This window comes from Pseudomonas sp. PDM02, from assembly GCF_014852285.1.
In the GTDB taxonomy this organism is placed as follows: domain Bacteria; phylum Pseudomonadota; class Gammaproteobacteria; order Pseudomonadales; family Pseudomonadaceae; genus Aquipseudomonas; species Aquipseudomonas migulae.
Genome location: NZ_JACVBL010000002.1, coordinates 383,658 through 403,993 on the forward strand (window position 1 = coordinate 383,658; position 20,336 = coordinate 403,993).

Annotated in this window: 11 protein-coding genes and 1 pseudogene; 7 read left to right on the forward strand and 5 right to left on the reverse strand. The window is 59.6% G+C overall.

Annotated elements, in window-relative coordinates:
• Positions 1–323: 323 nt before the first annotated feature.
• The 5 genes and pseudogenes from putP (at position 324) to IB245_RS05275 (ending at position 6,193) form a co-directional block, all read left to right on the forward strand.
• A complete protein-coding gene (gene putP, locus IB245_RS05255; RefSeq protein WP_192226891.1) occupies positions 324–1,808 on the forward strand; it encodes a sodium/proline symporter PutP in 1,485 nt (494 codons plus the stop codon).
• Between the two features lie 374 nt (positions 1,809–2,182).
• Positions 2,183–4,081, forward strand: a pseudogene (locus tag IB245_RS05260) (RNase A-like domain-containing protein); the annotation flags it as partial.
• Complete coding sequence (locus tag IB245_RS05265) at positions 4,078–4,386, forward strand: contact-dependent growth inhibition system immunity protein (protein WP_192226892.1); 309 nt, start codon at positions 4,078–4,080, stop codon at positions 4,384–4,386. The pseudogene IB245_RS05260 and the gene IB245_RS05265, both read left to right, overlap by 4 nt.
• 529 nt (positions 4,387–4,915) lie before the next feature.
• Positions 4,916–5,239 carry a hypothetical protein gene (locus tag IB245_RS05270; RefSeq protein WP_192226893.1) on the forward strand — a complete coding sequence of 108 codons (324 nt, stop codon included), beginning with the start codon at positions 4,916–4,918 and terminating at the stop codon, positions 5,237–5,239.
• Positions 5,240–5,356: 117 nt separating this feature from the next.
• Positions 5,357–6,193: a 23S rRNA (adenine(2030)-N(6))-methyltransferase RlmJ gene (locus tag IB245_RS05275; protein WP_008025084.1), complete on the forward strand. Its 837-nt coding sequence runs from the start codon at positions 5,357–5,359 to the stop codon at positions 6,191–6,193.
• A gap of 121 nt (positions 6,194–6,314) precedes the next feature.
• On the opposite strand, the gene msrA is transcribed toward IB245_RS05275, so the two are convergent.
• The 5 genes from msrA to aceE form a co-directional block, all read right to left on the reverse strand.
• Positions 6,315–6,962, reverse strand: coding sequence for a peptide-methionine (S)-S-oxide reductase MsrA (msrA, locus tag IB245_RS05280; RefSeq protein WP_192226894.1), 648 nt, complete (start codon positions 6,960–6,962; stop codon positions 6,315–6,317).
• A gap of 198 nt (positions 6,963–7,160) precedes the next feature.
• Positions 7,161–9,854, reverse strand: coding sequence for a GGDEF and EAL domain-containing protein (locus IB245_RS05285; protein ID WP_192226895.1), 2,694 nt, complete (start codon positions 9,852–9,854; stop codon positions 7,161–7,163).
• A 790-nt stretch (positions 9,855–10,644) separates the two neighbouring features.
• Positions 10,645–12,039 (reverse strand): alkaline phosphatase D family protein, encoded by a 1,395-nt coding sequence (locus IB245_RS05290; RefSeq protein ID WP_192226896.1) that lies wholly within the window; start codon positions 12,037–12,039, stop codon positions 10,645–10,647.
• Between the two features lie 271 nt (positions 12,040–12,310).
• Positions 12,311–14,263, reverse strand: a complete 1,953-nt coding sequence (gene aceF, locus IB245_RS05295) for a dihydrolipoyllysine-residue acetyltransferase (protein ID WP_192226897.1) — start codon at positions 14,261–14,263, stop codon at positions 12,311–12,313.
• An 11-nt stretch (positions 14,264–14,274) separates the two neighbouring features.
• Positions 14,275–16,920 (reverse strand): pyruvate dehydrogenase (acetyl-transferring), homodimeric type, encoded by a 2,646-nt coding sequence (gene aceE / locus IB245_RS05300; protein WP_008027850.1) that lies wholly within the window; start codon positions 16,918–16,920, stop codon positions 14,275–14,277.
• 190 nt (positions 16,921–17,110) lie between these two features.
• On the opposite strand from aceE, the gene IB245_RS05305 reads away from it, so the two are divergent.
• Positions 17,111–17,308 (forward strand): hypothetical protein, encoded by a 198-nt coding sequence (locus tag IB245_RS05305; protein ID WP_157214357.1) that lies wholly within the window; start codon positions 17,111–17,113, stop codon positions 17,306–17,308.
• Complete coding sequence (gene glnE, locus IB245_RS05310) at positions 17,305–20,244, forward strand: bifunctional [glutamate--ammonia ligase]-adenylyl-L-tyrosine phosphorylase/[glutamate--ammonia-ligase] adenylyltransferase (RefSeq protein ID WP_192226898.1); 2,940 nt, start codon at positions 17,305–17,307, stop codon at positions 20,242–20,244. The genes IB245_RS05305 and glnE overlap by 4 nt, the downstream gene beginning before the upstream one ends.
• Positions 20,245–20,336 lie beyond the last annotated feature (92 nt).

The following is a 20,336-nucleotide window of genomic DNA, read 5'->3' on the forward strand; positions in this document are numbered from 1 at the left end:
AACGTACCGCTCCTGCTTGGTGCTTTTGCTTCTAGTAAACGCTCATGACTGCTCTAAAAGGGAGCAAAAACAGACCTTTTCAAGCTAAATCCGACTAGGTGCAACTTATTCTCAAAAAATGGGTTGCACCTTATTTGTGTTGTTGAATAGGATTCGCGCCCAAGGTGCAACCGGTTAAAAAGACAGGTGCACCGGCTGAAGGCTTTCCTGGGGAAACATCAGTCCTAAATGCGCGGACCCGCAAATCGTTTGATCAAACATTGTCGTTTGTCGGCGTTTTCACACTCTGCCGCTACATAAAAACAAAGCCAGGGCATCACTTAATGAGCGTTAGCAATCCAACCCTGATCACGTTCGTGATCTACATCGCAGCAATGGTGCTGATCGGCTTCATGGCCTATCGCTCCACCAACAACCTTTCTGACTACATTCTGGGCGGTCGCAGCCTGGGCAGCGTCGTGACTGCATTGTCCGCCGGTGCCTCCGACATGAGCGGCTGGTTGTTGATGGGTCTGCCGGGCGCCATCTACATGTCCGGTCTGTCCGAAAGCTGGATCGCCATCGGTCTGATCGTCGGTGCTTACCTGAACTGGCTGTTCGTCGCCGGCCGTCTGCGCGTGCAGACCGAGCACAACGGCGATGCGCTGACGCTGCCGGACTACTTCTCCAGCCGTTTCGAAGACAAAAGCGGCCTGCTGCGGATCATCTCGGCGGTTGTGATCCTGGTGTTCTTCACCATCTACTGCGCGTCCGGCATCGTCGCCGGCGCCCGTCTGTTCGAAAGCACCTTCGGCATGTCCTACGAGACCGCGCTGTGGGCCGGTGCTGCGGCGACGATTGCCTACACCTTCGTCGGTGGTTTCCTGGCAGTCAGCTGGACTGACACCGTACAAGCCACGCTGATGATCTTCGCCCTGATCCTGACACCGATCATCGTGTTGCTGGCGACCGGCGGCGTCGATACCGCGTTCCTGGCCATCGAAGCGCAAGATCCAGCCAACTTCGACATGCTGAAAAACACCACCTTCATCGGCATCATCTCGCTGATGGGCTGGGGCCTGGGCTACTTCGGCCAACCGCACATCCTGGCGCGTTTCATGGCGGCGGATTCGGTCAAGTCGATCGCCAATGCCCGTCGCATTTCCATGACCTGGATGATCCTGTGCCTGGGCGGCACCGTGGCTGTAGGCTTTTTCGGTATTGCCTACTTCTCGGCCAACCCTGCCGTGGCGATGCCCGTCAGCGAAAACCACGAGCGCGTGTTCATCGAACTGGCCAAAATCCTGTTCAACCCATGGATCGCTGGTATTTTGCTGTCGGCCATTCTGGCTGCGGTGATGAGCACCCTGAGCTGCCAGTTGCTGGTGTGCTCGAGCGCCCTGACCGAAGACTTCTACAAAACTTTCCTGCGTAAATCGGCTTCCCAGGTGGAACTGGTCTGGGTCGGCCGCGCCATGGTGCTGCTGGTTGCCCTGATCGCCATCGCGATGGCCGCCAACCCGGAAAACCGCGTACTGGGTCTGGTCAGCTACGCCTGGGCCGGTTTCGGTGCTGCGTTCGGTCCAGTGGTCCTGATCTCCGTGATCTGGAAAGACATGACCCGCAACGGCGCACTGGCCGGCATCCTGGTCGGCGCGATCACCGTGATCGTGTGGAAACACTTCGAACTGCTGGGCCTGTACGAAATCATCCCTGGTTTCATCTTCGCCAGCCTGGCGATCTACATCGTCAGCAAACTGGGCGCGCCGACTCACGGCATGCTGCAGCGTTTCGCTGCTGCCGAGGCTGATTTCCGCCTGAACAAGTGATCGGGATGAGCTGAGGCTCAAACCTTTCGCCGAACATGAAAACGGCCCGCTTCCTTTGGAGGCGGGCCGTTTTTATTGGGCGGGGAAAAATTTGGTGTTGCCGATGCCGCCTTCGCGGGCAAGTCGGATCGCCGCACCGCTCGCTCCTACAGGATTGCGTTGATTCAAAACTAATGGGCGCAACCAAAAAACCGTAGGAGCGAGGCTTGCCCGCGAAGGCGTAATTTGATTCAACCCCGACCTTCCTGAGGGAATGTCTGTAGTTCGCTGTCCTGATTTATGAAGGAAGAATCTTTAAAAAAGCACGACAAATCTGAGTTTCCTGTCCCTTCGTCAACACCCCTTGCCGCTCATGCAGAATCGCCCGCCTTCACTCTGCAGAGACACATCGGATGGACTACACGCCTGGCGGATTGATCCGACAGGAAACCGGATTCGACGGCCAGCGCACGGCGTACACCTATGACCTCAATGGAAACCTGCTGGAAAAAACCGAGTTCGGCGAAGACGGCTCGCAGCGGGTTACCGCTTATGAGCGAGATTCGGCAGGGCGGTTGCTGGTCAAAACGCTGCCCGACGACATCAAGGTCGAATACCGCTACGACAACCTCGGACGGCTGATCAGCGTCGACGACGGTCACGATCATCCGCTGGAATTCGAGTACGACCGACAAGACCGTTTGATCACCGAGCACCAAGGCTGGGGCACCTTGCGCTACGGCTACGACACCTGCGGCCAACTCAACCGCATGCGCCTGCCGGACGGCAGCAAGCTCGATTACCACTACGCCAAGGGTGGCGCGCTGACCGCCATCGACCTCAACGGCGCGCCGCTCACCGCCCACCAATTCACGTTTGGCCGCGAACAACAGCGCCAACAAGGCCAGCTCACCAGCCGCTACCACTACGACGAACAGGGCCGCCTGCAAGCGCACGCGATCAATCAACAAACCCGGCCGCTGTACCTGCGCCACTACACCTACGCGGTCAACGGCAACCTGGCGACCGTCGCCGACAGCCGTCACGGCCAGCGCAGCTATTACTACGACGCCCTCAACCGCCTGACCCGCGTGCGCCACACCCGCGACGACCCGCCGGAAAGCTTCGCCCACGACCCGGCCGGCAACCTGCTGATGCAAAACCGCCCCGGTGTGGCTGCCGTAAAAGGCAATCGCCTGCTCATGCAAGGCGACCGGCATTACGACTACGACGCCTTTGGCAACCTCATCCGCGAGCGTCGCGGCACCGGGCAAAAACTCGTCACCGAATATGCTTACGACTGCCAGCATCGCTTGGTCAGCGTCACGACCCCGGACGGACGTTGCGCGAGCTATCGCTACGACGCCTTCGGCCGCCGCATTGCCAAAACCGTTGAGGGGAAAACCACCGAATTCTTCTGGCAGGGCGACAACCTCGTCGCTGAAAGCAGTCGCGAACACTACCGCAACTATGTTTACGAACCGGGCACCTTCCGCCCATTGGCCATGCTCGACGGCAAAGGCCCGCGCAAGGCTTGCCCGTTTTACTACCAGCTCGATCACCTGGGTACGCCGCAGGAACTGACCGATTTTGGTGGCGAGATAGTCTGGTCGGCGAAGTACAACGCCTACGGAAAAGTTACGCGGTTAGCGTTCGGCGGGGGCGAGCAACTTGAGCAGCCGCTGCGGTTTCAGGGGCAGTATTTCGATGCCGAGAGCGGCCTGCATTACAACCGGCATCGGTACTATGATCCGGAGGTGGGGCGGTACCTGACGCCGGATCCGGTCAAGTTGGCGGGTGGGCTGAACGGGTATCGGTACGCGCTGAATCCGACGGGGTGGGTTGATCCGTTGGGGTTGGCTTGTACCGCTTGTCCTGGCGATTTGGATGTTGATGGGCCGTACAGCGAAATTGTTCCAGGTGGAGGTTTGGCTGCGCATGAAGCTCAAGGAGGGCACCTCATCAAGAAACATGTGGGGAGAACGGACAAGCAGTTAGCTAAAAGGTTAAAAGCTGAGCCAAATATTCCTGCTGCATCAACGTTTCCCGATCGAGCTACTGCTGAGTCGGCTTCTTCGAAAGCATTAGATGCAAATAAAGCAAAAATCGAAAAATTCCTTCAGGGGAAGAAGGCGAAGACGACAGTTACTCATACGTTCCCTTACCCAGTAGGGGTAAGTATGCCCAATGGACGTAACAACCATTTACCAGCTTCGAAGGTATTGTTGGTGCTGGTAAAGGATGCCCGACGGCCTGAGGGATATTTTTTGCTAACAGGATTTCCAGAGATATGAACAAAGAGCTTCCCGAGTTACACGATTTTTTTGGCGCGTACTTTCATCAGGATTGGACTGTCGAACACGGGACAGCTGAGCAAGTTATAGATGCTTTTTTAGCTGACGCTGACCCCGGGGATTTAATGTTGGTCCGGGAAGAGCTCAATTTTCTGCTTGATCAGCGGAAGGACGAAGTGGAGTTAAGGGAGTATCTATTGAAAGAGCTGAGCTGTTACTACTGCTACTGGAACGTGTGGGAATCCGGCGAATTATGGTTGCGTCATATTGCTAGCAAACTGGATAGCAAAACTGATGAAAATTAAAATTTGTCCCTTTTAGGTATCAGCCTTGAAGACCAATCAACCTGGTAAGGCTCGTTATCTCTGAGACAGATAGATTTTATGAGCGCTTCGCAGTCAATTCGCGGGCAAGCCTCGCTCCTACAGGATTGAGGTTGTTCCCATTTTTGGCGGTGTGCCTCAATTCTGTAGGAGCGAGGCTTGCCCGCGAAGGCGGTCTTACAGGCTGCGAAATTTCTGGGCAAGGTCGTCGGAAGTTTCCTTCAAGTTGTAGCGGTTTCCATGAACTGGTGCGCTTCGGGCCACATCGATAGTCTTCAGGCCGTCACTGCAAATTCAGTGACAGGGCGTGGAAGCCCTTCTATCGTTAGGCGCGTCAAGCGCCACCAGTTCGGCGTTTTTTATCGTCTGTGTTTTATGGTGGCTGTGCGCGGGGCGCTTTCGAGTGCGCCGAGTGCCTAACGTCTCGGTCTTCCACACCTGCGTACAGCCGCCACCCATTGCGTGGAAGTGATTGCTGGCGGTTCCAATCCATACGTTAGGAATCAGACTGATGACAACAATCAAACCCGACCCACCCTACGAAAAACCAACCCCGCCCCCCGAAAACCGCTTCATGGCGCTCACCAGCAACTGCGACGACATGCCCACGCTGTTCGTCGATACCCGCGCACCGCTCGATGTCTTGTACGACGCCGCCAGCTATCGAATCCGCGCAGTCACCCAAGTAATGGAAAACCTGTCGATGCGTGGCTCTATCGAGTGCCAGTCCTTCATCCTCAGTGACTTTGCCTTGCTCTGTGCCATTCCGTTGCGCGATGGGTGTGATGTGCTTGACGTGTTGGGGCGGCGGTTGAAGGCTCGGCCTTCTGCGTAGCGCCGCTGAATGATCGTTTCCACGTGCTGCGTGGGAACGATCACTGCCCGCTCAGCCGCGAAGCCCTGACGTTCGCCTCGGTACAAGGTAAACTTCCCGGCCTTCGCAGGAGCAATCATGAATTATCGTCACGCCTTCCATGCCGGCAATCACGCCGATGTGTTCAAACACCTGACCTTGACCCGCCTCATCGCCCTGATGTCGCGCAAGGAGCAGCCGTTTGCCTATCTCGACACTCACGCCGGCATTGGTCTGTATGACCTGCAAGGCGATCAGGCGAGCCGTACCGGTGAGTACCTGGAAGGCATCGCGCGGTTGTGGGATCAGCCGGATCTGCCGGAACTGACTGCCGATTACATGAAGGTGCTGCACGACATGAACCCGGATGGCCAGTTGCGCTATTACCCGGGGTCGCCAGAGCTGGCGCGCCGTCTGACGCGGCCGCAGGATCGGGTGATGCTCAACGAGAAGCACCCCGAAGACGGTGTGTTGCTCAAGGACAACATGGCTGGCGACCGTCGGGTGAAGGTTCACCTAGGCGAAGGCTGGCATGTGCCGCGTGCGATGTTACCGGTGCAGGAGAAGCGCGCGGTGATGTTGATTGATCCGCCGTTTGAACAGCTCGATGAGATGCAGCGTTGTGCGGCGTCGCTGAAAGAAGCGATTGGCCGGATGCGTCAAACCGTGGCGGCGATCTGGTACCCGGTGAAGGACCAGCGCATGTTGCGGCGTTTTTATCAGGATCTGGCCGGCACGGGCGCGCCGAAGTTGTTGCGGGTGGAGTTGCTGGTACATCCGCTGGACACGCCGAACAGTCTGAACGGTTCCGGGTTGGCGATCGCGAACCCGCCGTGGGGGCTGGAAGAGGAATTGCGTGAGCTGCTGCCGTGGTTGTCCAAGAAGTTGGGACAAACCCAAGGTGGGTGGCAGATGGATTGGTTGATCGCCGAATAACCACGGCAAACGAAAAACCCTGTAGGAGCCGGCTTGCCGGCGATGGCGGCCGGGAGATTTGCGCTGGATTTCCCGCCGCCATCGCCAGCAAGCCGGCTCCTACATTTTGATCTGCGTTGGGTCAGATCGGGCAGGTGACGCCGGTGCCGCCAATCCCGCAGTAGCCTTCAGGGTTCTTGGCCAGGTACTGCTGGTGATAGGCCTCGGCGAAGTAGAACGTCGGAGCTTCTTCGATTTCGGTGGTGATGGTGCCTTTACCCGCCTTGGTCAGTTCGGCCTGGAACACTTTTTCGCTGTTCTTGGCCGATTCCAGTTGCGTCGGGTTGGTGGCGTAGACCACCGAGCGGTACTGAGTGCCGATGTCATTGCCCTGGCGCATGCCCTGGGTTGGGTTGTGCAGTTCCCAGAACATTTTCAGCAGTTCTTCATAGCTGACTTTCGCCGGCTCGTAGACCACCAGTACCACTTCGCTGTGGCCGGTCAGGCCCGAGCAGACTTCTTCATACGTCGGGTTCGGCGTGAAGCCACCGGCGTAACCCACCGCCGTACTCACCACACCTTCGCGCTGCCAGAACTTGCGCTCCGCACCCCAGAAGCAACCCAGGCCGAAGATCGCAAAATCCACGTCCATGGCGAACGGGCCCAGCAGCGGCGCGTCGTGCACGAAGTGTTTTTCCGGCACGGTCATCGGGGATTCGCGGCCAGGCAGAGCTTGTTCTTTAGTCGGTAGCACGTTTTTGTTCACCAGAATTTCCGAGCGCAGAACCATGATCAGTCCTCTCAGTCAGGTTGAAATGTAGGTAGTCAGACCGCCAGTTTGCCCAATGCTGCCTGGTTACGCACTATCCAATGTAGGAGTGAGCCTGCTCGCGAAGAGGTCGGCAAATCCAACATCTACGTTGGATGACACACCGCCATCGCCGGCAAGCCGGTCTCGCTCCTACAGGGGGGGATTGCGGTGGGGCAGTCAGGCGATTGGGCCGCGTGGGTAGCGCTTGAGCTTTTCGATCAGCTCGGAGCCCGGAATCGGTCGGTCGAACAGGTAGCCCTGGCCGACGTCGCAGCGGTGGCGGCGCAGGAAAGCCAGCTGTTCGGCCGTCTCGATGCCTTCAGCCACGACCTTGAGTTTCAGGTTGTGGGCCATGGCGATCACCGCGGAGGTGATTTCCATGTCGTCCTGGTTGTCCGGGATTTCGTGAATGAAGCTTCGATCAATCTTAATGATGTCGATGGGGAATTTTTTCAAGTAACTAAGCGACGAGTAACCGGTGCCGAAGTCGTCCATGGCCAGGGTCAGGCCCAGGCGCTTGAGCTGGTCGAGCTGCAAGTGGGTGTCTTCGGTGGCTTCCAGCAGCAGGCCTTCGGTCAGTTCCAGCTCCAGCAGGCTTGGTGGCAGCGCTTCTTCCTTGAGGATGTTGGCAATCGACGACACCAGGTCCGGGTCGGAGAACTGCTTGGGCGACAGGTTGATCGCCACTTGCAGATTGCCCAGGCCGGCGGCCGTCAGGTCTTTGCTCATGCGGCAGGCCTGACGGGCGATCCATTTGCCGATCGGGATGATCAACCCGGTTTCTTCGGCGACGCTGATGAACTGGTCCGGGCGGATCATGCCTTTTTCCGGATGGTTCCAGCGCAGCAACGCTTCCATGCCCAGCAGGCGACCGCTGCGCAGGCACAGTTTCGGCTGGTAGAACACGTCCAGCTCGTTCTGCGTCAGGGCGCGGCGCAGGTTGTTCTCGACGAACAGCTTGTAGCTGGCCTCGGCGTTCAGCGCTTCGGTGAACACCTGAACCTGATGCTTGCCGTTGGCCTTGGCCTTGTGCAGCGCGAGCCCGGCGTTACGCATCAGGGTTTGCGGGTCGCGGCCGTGCAGCGGCGCGCAGGCCAGGCCCACGGAGCCGGTGACGCTGATCAGTTGGTTGTCGACGAACATCGGTTTGTCGAGGGTCGCCAGCAGTTGGTTGGCGACTTGCTGGCCCATCGCGAGGTCGGTGTTGTCCAGCAGCACGGCGAATTCGTTACTGGCGAAGCGCGCCAGGCTGCCGCTCGGGATCAGGCTGTTGCGCAGGCGTCGGGCCAGGCTGATCAGCAGTTTGTCGCCGGTCTGGTGGCCGAGGCTGTCGTTGATCCGCTTGAAGTTGTCGATGTCCACCAGCAGCAGACTGATCGGGGTATCGCTGTCTCGGGCGAAGCGCTCATCGAGATTACGGATGAACGCCGGGCGGTTTCCGAGGTTGGTCAGGTTGTCGGTGTAGGCCAGGCGCTCGATGCGCTGCTGGGCGAGTTTGGTCTGGGTGATGTCTTCGTAGATGCCGATGTAGTGCGTCAGCTCGCGGTTGTCGCCGTACACCTTGGAAATCGACAACTGGCCCCAGTAGGGTTCGAGGTTTTTGCGGCGGCTCTTGAATTCACCCTGCCAACTGTTGCTCTTGGCCAGCGCCGAGGGCGCGTCGAACAGCAGTTCGCTGAGGTTTTCCAGGGCCGGCAGTTCCGACAGCCGCTGGCCGTGGACTTCTTCGGTGGAGTACTGGGTGATCGCGGTGAAACTCGGGTTGACGTATTCCACCACGCCGTCGCAATTGACCAGCAAAAACGCGTTGGCACTTTGCTCGACCGCACGCTGGAACAGGTGCAGGGCGCTGGTGGCGGTGCGACGGTTGTGGTTGTTGATGACTTGGGCGAACTGGTCGGCCAGCTCGCCGGCGAAGGCGATTTCGTCGGACTGCCAGGCGCGGGTCGCACCGGTCTGCTCCAGACAGAGCACGCCGACCACTTGGCCATCGACACGAATGCTGGCGTCGAGCATCGCGTTCACATCACGCGGGCGCAGGCTTTCGGCCATTTCCCGGGTGCGCGGATCGCGAATCGCATTGTGGGCATCGATTGCACGGCTGCCGTGCAGCGCGTCCATGTAATCGGGGAAGCCACTGATGTCGATCGGCTCCGGCAGGGCGTATTCCTGGGTGACGCGGTGATACGCCGAGATCGGCACCAACATCGAACCGTCGAGGTTCCACAGGCTGGCGCAGTCGATTTCGTAGATGTCGCAGGCGCTGCGGGTGATCAGCTCGGCGGCTTCTTGCAGGGAATTGCCGGTGCTGTAGCGCTGGCGGGTCAGCAGCAGGATCAAGTCTTGCTGGGCGCGTACGCGGTCCAGGTGCAGGAGCTGCTCCTGTTGGGCGCGCTGATTGAGTTCCAGGGCGATCTGCAAGCGCGAGTTCTGGGTTTCGAGGTCCAGCGCCGGCAGCAGCGGATCGCCTTCGAACATGCCATCGACCACCAGCAGGTAGCCGCGCAGCAGGTGTCGATTGTGTTGTTTGTAGGCTTCGCCCAGTTCCAGCAGGCTCAGGGTGCCTGCGGCGGTGTGCAAGGTGTAGCGGATCAGGTAGTGCGGGCTGTCGGTGAGTTGTTGCTGGACCGCGTCATGCAGCTGATAGCGCGCTTCGGGCTCCATCAGGCTGGCATAGGGCGAACCGACCAGCGCACAGAGTTCCACCGCGGGCAGGCCGAACTGTCGCTCGCAGTTAGGATCGAGAAACAGCAGCGCCCAGCTGGGTTCATTCAGCCGTTCGAAACGCAGCATGCCGAGCCGCGAGGGCACCGGCAACTGCGTCACTACCTCGGCCACCATACGGCTGGCGGCATCGGGTTGGCTTTTCATGGAGGGTAACTCGCTTCGAATGTGCTGATCGCGCTGGGCTCTCGCCCTCTTTACTGTTGCCTGCGGCAAGGTTGCATCATTGCGACACCGACTGACAAGAGACATGAAGGCCAAGTGCTATAAGAATATGTCGGCCGGCGTGAACATTTCTTCAGTAATGGCTGAAAACTAACGTATTTCGCTGGAAAAAGCGTTGCGGCTGATCGCCAGCAAGCTGGCTCCTACAGGGGAGGTGGGGGAATTCTCGATCTGCGGGGCGACACCGGACCTGTAGGAGCCTGGCTTGCCAGCGATGGCGGCCTGAAGGGCGGCGCAGAGTTTGAGACCGCTATCGCCAGCAAGCCGGCTCCTACAGGGGAGGTGGGGGAATTCTCGATCTGCGGGGCGACACCGGACCTGTAGGAGCCTGGCTTGCCAGCGAAGGCGGCCTGAAGGGCGGCGCAAAATTTGAGGCCGCTATCGCCAGCAAGCTGGCTCCTACAGGGGAGGTGGGGTAATTCTCGATCTGCGGGGCGACACCGGACCTGTAGGAGCCTGGCTTGCCAGCGATGGCGGCCTGAAGGGCGGCGCAGAGTTTGAGGTCGCTATCGCCAGCAAGCCGGCTCCTACAGGGGAGGTGGGGGAATTCTCGATCTGCGGGGGCGACACCGGACCTGTAGGGGCCTGGCTTGCCAGCGATGGCGGCCTGAAGGGCGGCGCAGAGTTTGAGGTCGCTATCGCCAGCAAGCCGGCTCCTACAGGGGGGCGCGCAAGTTCTGTAGGAGCCGGCTTGCTGGCGATGCTCTTGGCATCACCGCAACGTTATGCTCGTCGACTGTAAAAGTTTGCCGTCGCGGTCGTGATAGCTGACGCGGATCTGTTCCGATTCAACGATCAGGTGCGCGAAATTGTCCTGGCTGATGACCTGGCTGGTCAGTTCATGCCGATAATCTCCGGCGGCAGTCCGCACCAATGGCTGATCAAGGATGAAGGTCGAGGCTTTGGCGTAGGGCAGCAATTTGCTGTTGCACAGCGGCGAGGAGACGATGGTGTGCACTTCGAAGTCCGGGTCTTCGCTGTGGGTCAATCGACTGGTCAGGGAGCCGTGCACATCACCGGACACGAAGAACACATTCTTGATGCGGCGTGTACGAATGGTCTCCAGCAGCCGTAGTCGTTGCTCCGGAAAGGCTTTCCAGGCGTCATCGCCCAGGCGTTTTCGGTCGGGGTAGAACATCACGCTGGTGACCACGAATTTGACCCGGGCCGGGCTGTGGATCAGCCATTCGCACAGGGCCTGCTCCTGCTCTTCGTCGAGAATGCGCCGGTCGCCGACCGACAGGTTGCGTCGGGTCCGGCTGTCGGTGACAAACCATTCGATATCCCCGTTGGTGAATTGATACCAATAGCGCTCCAAGTGCTGATGGATGTTCCCATCTTCAAGCAACTCATGGGCCGGGCTATGGCTGGCTTGATATAACTCATATGCGGCGATGGCATTGTTATAGAGAAGGTCATCGTTTTTGTTTTTGTTGGCGGGCCAGTTGTCTTCGATTTCATGGTCGTCAAGGATCATGTAAGTCGGCGTGCCGGACATCAACTTTGAAATGTGCGGCTGGGAAAAAGCCATGCGGTACTTACTGAGTATTTCTTTGTATTCCCGATCAGGGGCGATGATGTTCAAGTCATCGATATAGACTTGGTCGCCGGTCATCAACAGGGCGCTGATGGGCGTTTCGGCGCGCTGCGCCAGGTTCGTGATGGAGGCAAAGATCCGGTCGCCCAGGTGCGGGAACGAAGGTGCGCCGACCGTCATCCGCAGGTAACGGCATGACCCGACGATGTAAGCCCGTGACGCTGCGGGATTACTGGACTGGGTGCTGAAACGGTAGACGTGCCTGGGCCATTGCAGCGGCAGTTCCTGAACCGTCTCCACGGTGTGCACGGGGCTCATGGGGCTGAACCAGCCTGCCTGGTATTCGTACTCGGTATCGGTGGCGAGATCGTTGAGGGCAAAGACGTCGCACATGTCTCGCGCGCTTGTCAGTTGTTTGAATATTGCTTTGGACCACGGCGTATCACCGCTGCGTCGATAACGAATTCCACCAAACACCAAAGTGTCTTCTTGTAACTCGCCACGTAAAAAGATACGAGTGTGTTGAGTTGTAGTGTGGCCAATAATCGGGCCGACTGTAGGTTTAAACATATTCGAATCCATTCGAAGGGGTATTAACTAAATAAGTAAGCCGACTAAACCTTTAGTTAGTCATTTGTATAACCAAGCCTAGTGGGAGGCCGACGAAAAATATCGTGCCGAAGTGGATTCGAGTTGTGGGCTAACTCAACCACGAACGTAGGAAAGTGACTTTCTTCAAGTCAAAAAAAGCCCCGCCAAATTGGCGGGGTTGAGGTACGAGCGTGGCGCTCGGAAAACGTGAAACGCGAACGGCCCTCCGGTGAAGGAGGGCCGGCCGGTGTTACAGCAAGATGGTGCGGATGTCCGCCAGCAGGCTGCTCAGACGCTGGGTGAAGCGTGCAGCAGCGGCGCCGTTGATCACACGGTGATCGTAGGACAGCGACAGCGGCAGCATCAGTTTCGGCTGGAAGGCTTTGCCGTCCCAGACTGGCTGGATGGTTGCCTTGGAAACACCGAGGATCGCCACTTCCGGCGCGTTGACGATCGGCGTGAAGCCGGTGCCGCCAATGTGGCCGAGGCTGGAAATGGTGAAGCAGGCGCCTTGCATGTCGTCAGCGGTGAGCTTCTTGTCGCGGGCTTTGGCAGCCAGCGCAGCGGCTTCGGCTGCCAGTTGCAACAGGCTCTTCTGGTCGACGTTCTTGATGACCGGAACCAGCAGGCCTTCAGGGGTGTCGACGGCGAAGCCGATGTTTACGTACTTCTTGCGGATGATCGCCTTGCCGCTTGGTGCCAGCGAACTGTTGAAGTCCGGCAGTTCCTTGAGCATGTGCGCGCAGGATTTGAGCAGCAGCGGCAGGATGGTCAGCTTGACGCCGGCCTTCTCTGCAACGGCTTTCTGAGCGATACGGAACGCTTCCAGCTCGGTGATATCAGCCGAATCGAACTGAGTCACGTGCGGGATGTTCAACCAGCTGCGGTGCAGGCTCGACGCGCCGATTTGCATCAGGCGAGTCATCGGCACTTCTTCGGTTTCACCGAAGCGGCTGAAGTCCACGACCGGAATCGGCGGGATGCCCGCGCCGCCGGTTGCGCCGGCAGCAGCGGCCGGTGCTTCCTTGGCCTTCTGCATCATGGCTTTGACGTAAATCTGCACGTCTTCTTTCAGCACACGACCGTGCGGGCCGCTTGGGCTGACCGCGCTCAGCTCTACGCCGAATTCGCGAGCCAGTTGGCGTACCGCAGGGCCAGCGTGAACCTTGGCGCCTGGCTTGGCCGGAGCCGCCGCAGGTGCTGGAGCAGCAGGAGCAGCGGCGGCTGGCGCAGGAGCGCTCGGTGCCGCAGCGGCTGGAGCCGACGCTGCAGCCGGGGCAGCAGCAGGCGCAGCGCCTTTGACTTTCAGCTTCAGGATCAGGTCGCCGGTACCGACTTCGTCATCCAGCTTGATGGAAATGCTTTCCACCACGCCAGCGGCAGGCGATGGGATTTCCATGCTCGCCTTGTCGGATTCCAGGGTGATCAGCGACTGGTCGGCGGCGACGGTGTCACCGGCCTTGACCAATACTTCGATGATCTTGGCCTTGCCCGCCGAGCCGATGTCCGGGACGTGAATGTCCTGAACGCTGTCGGCAACCGGTGCGGCCGGGGCGGCAGCGGCTGGCGCAGGTGCAGCGGCAGGAGCAGCCGCCTGAGCTGGCGCGGCAGCAGCCGGTGCCGCGGCACCTGCCACTTCCAGGTCCAGAATCAGGTCGCCGGTGCCGACTTCGTCGTTGAGCTTGACGCTGATGGCTTTGATCACGCCAGCGGCAGGCGATGGGATTTCCATGCTCGCCTTGTCGGATTCCAGGGTGATCAGCGACTGATCAGCCTCGACGGTGTCGCCGACCTTGACCTGGATCTCGATGATCTGGGCCTTGCCCGCCGAACCGATGTCCGGCACGTGCACTTGCTGAACCGAAGCGGCAGCTGGCGCAGCAGCAGGAGCGGCCGGCGCTGGAGCAGCGGCCGGTTTCTCTGCGGCTTTGGCTGCAGGCGCGGCAGCCGCAGGAGCCGCAGCAGCGGCACCTTCGACTTCCAGCTCCAGCAGTTCGTCGCCTTCTTTCAGGCGGTCGCCCAGCTTCACTTTCAGGCTCTTGATGATACCGGCCTTCGGCGCAGGCACTTCCATGCTCGCCTTGTCCGACTCAAGTGTCAGGATGCTCTGGTCGGCTTCGATACGGTCGCCGACCTTCACAAACAGTTCAATTACTTCACCTTCACCGCTGCCGATGTCAGGTACGCGAATGAGTTCGCTCACAGAATCTCTCCTCAGCAGTCCAGTGGGTTGCGTTTTTCCGGGTTGATACCGAACTTGGCGATGGCTTCAGCCACCACTTTAGGTTCGATGTCACCACGGTCAGCCAGTGCTTCCAGGGCTGCCAACACCACGAAATGACGATCGACTTCGAAGAAGTGACGCAGCTTTTTGCGGCTGTCACTGCGGCCGAAACCGTCGGTGCCCAGGACTTTGAATTCCTTGGACGGGACCCACTGACGAATTTGCTCAGCGAACAGCTTCATGTAGTCGGTAGACGCGATGACCGGACCTTGACGGCCGTTCAGGCACTCTTCGACGTAGCTCAGTTTAGGCTTCTGGCCAGGGTGCAGACGGTTGGTGCGCTCGACGGCCAGGCCATCGCGACGCAGTTCGTTGAAGCTGGTAACGCTCCACACGTCGGCGCCAACGTTGAACTGCTCGCGCAGGATCTTCGCCGCTTCACGGACTTCACGCAGGATGGTGCCGGAGCCCATCAGCTGAACGTGGTGCGCCGCTTCGCGGGTGTCTTCTTCGAGCAGGTACATGCCCTTGATGATGCCTTCCTCGACACCGGCCGGCATGGCTGGCTGCTGGTAGGACTCGTTCATCACGGTGATGTAGTAGAAAACGTCCTGCTGCTCTTCGGTCATCTTCTTCATGCCGTCCTGAATGATCACCGCCAGCTCGTAGCCGTAGGTTGGATCATAGGTGCGGCAGTTCGGGATGGTGGCAGCCAGGATGTGGCTGTGACCGTCTTCGTGTTGCAGGCCTTCGCCGTTCAGCGTGGTCCGGCCGGCGGTGCCGCCGATCAGGAAGCCACGGGTACGGCTGTCGCCGGCAGCCCAGGCCAGGTCGCCGATACGCTGGAAGCCGAACATCGAGTAGAAGATGTAGAACGGCAGCATTGGCTGGTTGTGGCTGGAGTACGAAGTACCGGCAGCGATGAAGGAGCTCATGGCGCCCGCTTCGTTGATGCCTTCTTCGAGGATCTGGCCCTTTTTGTCTTCTTTGTAGAACATCACCTGGTCTTTATCGACTGGCTCGTAGAGCTGGCCGACGGACGAGTAGATGCCCAACTGACGGAACATGCCTTCCATACCGAAGGTACGGGCTTCGTCCGGGATGATCGGAACGATGCGCGGGCCGATTTCCTTGTCCTTGACCAGCTGCGCGAGGATCCGCACGAAGGCCATGGTGGTGGAAATTTCACGGTCGCCCGAGCCGTCGAGGATCGCCTTGAGCGTATCCAGCGATGGCGTCGGTACGCTGAAGCTCTGCGCGCGGCGCTGTGGCACGAAGCCGCCCAGTGCAGTGCGGCGCTCGCTCAGGTAGCGGGCTTCGGCGCTGTTTGGTTCTGGCTTGAAGAACGGCAGGTTTTCCAGCTCGTCGTCTTTGACCGGGATGTCGAAACGATCACGGAACAACTTCAGGCTGTCGACGTCGACTTTCTTGGTGTTGTGCGCAGTGTTTTTCGCTTCGCCGGCACCGGTGCCATAACCTTTGATGGTCTTGGCCAGGATGACGGTCGGTTGTTCTTTGTGGTTGACCGCTTCGTGGTACGCCGCGTAGACCTTGTACGGGTCGTGGCCGCCACGGTTGAGTTTCCAGATCTCGTCGTCGGACAGGTCTGCAACCATCGCCTTGAGTTCTGGCGTGTTGAAGAAGTGTTCACGCACGAACGCGCCGTCTTTGGCTTTGTAGTTCTGGTACTCGCCGTCGATGACTTCGTCCATGCGACGTTGCAGGATGCCGTCGACGTCTTTGGCCAGCAGTGGGTCCCAGAAACGGCCCCAGATGACTTTGGTCACGTTCCACTGAGCACCGCGGAACACGCCTTCGAGTTCCTGGATGATCTTGCCGTTGCCGCGAACCGGGCCGTCGAGGCGCTGCAGGTTGCAGTTGATGACGAAGATCAGGTTGTCGAGCTTCTCGCGGCCAGCCAGCGAGATCGCGCCCAGGGATTCCGGCTCGTCGCACTCGCCGTCGCCCAGGAAGCACCAGACTTTCTGCTTGCCTTCCGGAATGAAGCCACGGGCTTCCAGGTACTTCATGAAGCGCGCCTGGTAGATCGCCTGGATCGGGCCCAGACCCATGGATACAGTAGGGAACTGCCAGAAATCAGGCATCAGCCAAGGGTGCGGGTAGGACGACAGGCCCTGACCGTCCACTTCCTGGCGGAAGTTGTTCATCTGGTCTTCGGTGATGCGGCCTTCCATGAACGCACGGGCGTAAACGCCTGGCGAGGTGTGGCCCTGGAAGTAGATCAGGTCGCCGCCGTGTTCGTCGGTCGGGGCCTGGAAGAAATAGTTGAAGCCGATGTCGTACAGGGTTGCGCTGGAGGCGAAGCTGGAGATGTGACCGCCCAGGTCAGAATCTTTCAGGTTCGTGCGCATCACCATGGCCATCGCGTTCCAGCGTACCAGCGAGCGAATGCGGCGTTCCATGAACAGGTCGCCAGGCATGCGTGCTTCGTGGGTAACGGGAATGGTGTTGCGGTATGGCGTGGTGATGGCGTAAGGCAATTGCGAACCGCTGCGGGTTGCGAGTTCGCCCATACGGGTCATCAGATAGTGAGCACGGTCTTCGCCTTCTTTGTCGAGAACCGATTCCAGGGCGTCCAGCCATTCCTGGGTTTCGACGGGATCGAGGTCTTGCATGGCTTGCTCCAGGGCGGAAAGGCTTCCAGAATCGGTTGCCTGAGTTTGCGACTGGCCTTGTGGGCAGACGATATAAATTCTTGGATTGCCGAGAGGTAGGATTCGGCGGCGTGTAGTTTTACTACAAATCATCGGGCATTTCAGCTATTCGAATGTATATACGAGTAGTAAAACTACAGATGAGCGGCTTGTGGCCTCCGGCTACGTTGTGAGAATAATCGTTAAGGTTGGTCTTTTGCCAACCGAAAAAGGTGAAAGCTTGATGCTGCCTGCCAAAAATAAAGAAATTTCAGCTATTTCTAACCTTTGTTCGACAGTCGATCAGGTAGTGCAATTTGAAAATTCACTACATGCAGCCTCCTACACGCCGATCAAGGATAGACCATGAGCCTCCCTACGCTTGCTGAACTGCCCGGCATTCTCCTGCCGTTTGTCACCCGCGCCGAGCAGTCGTTCCGTGCGGCCGTCGAGGCTCTTGATGATGATCATGGCCTGTCCGCCTGGACGCCTGAGCGCTGGGCGCAATTCGCCCGCGTCACCGCCGCCAGCGACTTCGTGATTGAACAGAGCGTACGTGACCCTTTGATGTTGCTGGCGCTGGTGCAGTCCGGTGAGCTGGATCGTGGCTATGCTCCCGGCGAGCTGTGCGCGCAGATTGCGGCAGCGGTGAACGCGGCTGAAACCGAAGACGAGCTCGGTCGCGCCCTGCGCCGCCAGCGCACCCGACATCAAGTGCGGATCATCTGGCGCGACCTGACCCGTCAGGCCGATCTGGTCCAGACCTGCCGCGACCTCTCGGACATGGCCGATGCCAGCATCGATCAGGCCTATCAGTGGTTGTACTCGCGGCATTGCCAGCAGTTCGGCGTGCCCACCGGCCGGCGCAGCGGCGAGCCGCAGCAGATGGTCATCCTCGGCATGGGCAAGCTCGGCGCGGTCGAGCTGAACCTGTCGTCGGACATCGACCTGATCTTCGCCTACCCCGAGGGCGGCGAAACCGTCGGCGTGAAACGCTCGCTGGATAATCAGGAATTCTTCATCCGCCTCGGTCAGCGCGTGATCAAGGCGCTGGACCCGATGACCGTCGACGGCTTTGTGTTCCGCGTCGACATGCGCCTGCGCCCTTACGGTTCGTCGGGTGCGCTGGTGTTGAGCTTCAACGCGCTGGAGCAGTATTACCAGGATCAGGGCCGTGACTGGGAACGCTACGCGATGATCAAGTCGCGGGTGGTGGCCGGCGACCAGGTGGCTGGTGCGCAGCTGCAAGACATGCTGCGCCCGTTCGTTTACCGGCGTTACCTGGACTTCTCCGCCATCGAAGCGCTGCGCACGATGAAGCAGTTGATTCAGCAGGAAGTCCGGCGCAAGGGCATGGCCGACAACATCAAGCTCGGTTCCGGCGGTATTCGCGAAGTCGAGTTTATCGCCCAGGCGTTCCAGCTGATCCACGGTGGCCGCGACCTGAGCCTGCAACAACGTCCTCTATTAAAAGTACTGAGCACGCTGGAAGGTCAGGGTTACCTGCCGCCGGCGGTGGTCAGCGAGCTGCGCGAAGGCTACGAATTCCTGCGTTACACCGAGCACGCGATTCAGGCGATTGCCGACCGCCAGACGCAGATGTTGCCGGACGGGGCGCAGGATCAGGCGCGCATTGCCTTTATGTTGGGCTTCGCCGATTGGAACGCCTTCCATGAGAAGTTGATGTATTGGCGCGGTCGCGTGGCCTGGCACTTTGGCCAGGTGATCGCCGACCCTGATGAAGAGGAAGGCACCGAAAGCGAAGTGGTGGTCGGCGGTGAATGGCTGCCATTGTGGGAGGAGGCGCAGGACGAAGAGGCCGCTTGTCGCCAATTGGAGGAGGGCGGTTTCGCCGATGCCACCAAAGCGCTGAAGGCCTTGGCCAGCCTGCGCAGCAGCCCGCAATTGCGCGCGATGCAGCGTCTGGGGCGCGAACGCCTTGATGCGTTCATTCCACGGTTGCTGGCCCAGGCGGTCGAGCACGCCAACCCGGACCTGGTGCTGGAGCGCGTGCTGCCACTGGTCGAAGCGGTGGCCCGACGCTCCGCGTACCTGGTGCTGCTGACTGAAAACCCCGGCGCGCTGCGACGTTTGCTGACCTTGTGCGCCGCGAGCCCGTGGATCGCTGAACAGATCACGCGCTTCCCGCTGCTGCTCGACGAATTGCTCAACGAAGGCCGGTTGTTCAAGCCGCCCTTGGCGCCGGAACTGGCCGCCGAGTTGCGCGAGCGCCTGACACGAATCCCCGAGGACGACCTCGAACAACAAATGGAAGCCCTGCGCCATTTCAAACTGGCGCACCGTTTGCGCGTCGCCGCGTCGGAAATCGCCGGCAGCCTGCCGCTGATGAAAGTCAGCGATTACCTGACCTGGCTCGCTGAAGCGATCCTCGAACAAGTGCTGGCCCTGGCCTGGCGCCAGACCGTGGCCAAGTACGGCACGCCGCAGCGCACCGATGGCACCTTGTGCGATCCCGGCTTCATCATTGTCGGTTACGGGAAAGTCGGCGGTCTGGAACTCGGGCATGGTTCGGACCTGGACCTGGTGTTCATTCATGACGGCGATCCGCAGGCAGAAACCGACGGGCCGAAACCGATCGACGGCGCGCAATTTTTCACCCGGCTGGGGCAGCGGATCATTCACTTGCTCACCGCCCAGACCAACTCTGGTCAGCTGTATGAGGTGGACATGCGCCTGCGACCATCCGGTGCTTCGGGCCTGCTGGTAAGTTCGCTCGGGGCGTTTGCCCGTTATCAGGAAAACGAAGCCTGGACCTGGGAGCATCAGGCGCTGGTACGGGCGCGGGTGCTGGTGGGCAGCCAGGATGTCGGCCAGGCGTTCGAGAAGGTCCGCGCGGCGATATTGGGCAAAGTTCGGGATTTGCCGACCTTGCGTCAGGAGGTCAGCGAGATGCGCGCGAAGATGCGCGATAACCTTGGCAGCAAGAGCACCGCGGCCGGCACGGGGGCGAATGCCTTCGAAGCCACGGCGCCGTTCGATCTCAAGCAGGACGCGGGAGGTATCGTCGATATTGAATTTATGGTGCAATACGCGGCTCTGGCGTGGTCCGAAACACACCCGCCATTGCTGCGCTGGACCGACAATATCCGCATTCTGGAAGAGCTGGAACACGAAGGGCTGATGCCCGCCGAAGACGCCAGCCTGTTGCGCGAGGCCTATAAAGCCTACCGCTCCGCCGCGCACCGGCAGGCCTTGCAGAAGGACGCCGGGGTGATACCGGGCGACCAGTTCGCGGACGAGCGGCGGCAGGTATTGCGGATCTGGCGCGAGCTGGGATTGAGCTGAAACCGGACAGTGGCAGCACCGAATACCCCTGTAGGAGCAAGCGTGCTCGCGATGGCGGAGTGTCAGTCACCACCAATGCTGGATGTGATGGC

Bases quoted from the DNA above. Each gene is read 5' to 3' on its own strand.
- putP (WP_192226891.1), top strand. From the start codon at position 324: ATGAGCGTTAGCAATCCAACCCTGATCACGTTCGTGATCTACATCGCA.
- IB245_RS05265 (WP_192226892.1), top strand. From the start codon at position 4,078: ATGAACAAAGAGCTTCCCGAGTTACACGATTTTTTTGGCGCGTACTTT.
- IB245_RS05270 (WP_192226893.1), top strand. From the start codon at position 4,916: ATGACAACAATCAAACCCGACCCACCCTACGAAAAACCAACCCCGCCC.
- IB245_RS05275 (WP_008025084.1), top strand. From the start codon at position 5,357: ATGAATTATCGTCACGCCTTCCATGCCGGCAATCACGCCGATGTGTTC.
- msrA (WP_192226894.1), bottom strand. From the start codon at position 6,962: ATGGTTCTGCGCTCGGAAATTCTGGTGAACAAAAACGTGCTACCGACT.
- IB245_RS05285 (WP_192226895.1), bottom strand. From the start codon at position 9,854: ATGAAAAGCCAACCCGATGCCGCCAGCCGTATGGTGGCCGAGGTAGTG.
- IB245_RS05290 (WP_192226896.1), bottom strand. From the start codon at position 12,039: ATGTTTAAACCTACAGTCGGCCCGATTATTGGCCACACTACAACTCAA.
- aceE (WP_008027850.1), bottom strand. From the start codon at position 16,920: ATGCAAGACCTCGATCCCGTCGAAACCCAGGAATGGCTGGACGCCCTG.
- glnE (WP_192226898.1), top strand. From the start codon at position 17,305: ATGAGCCTCCCTACGCTTGCTGAACTGCCCGGCATTCTCCTGCCGTTT.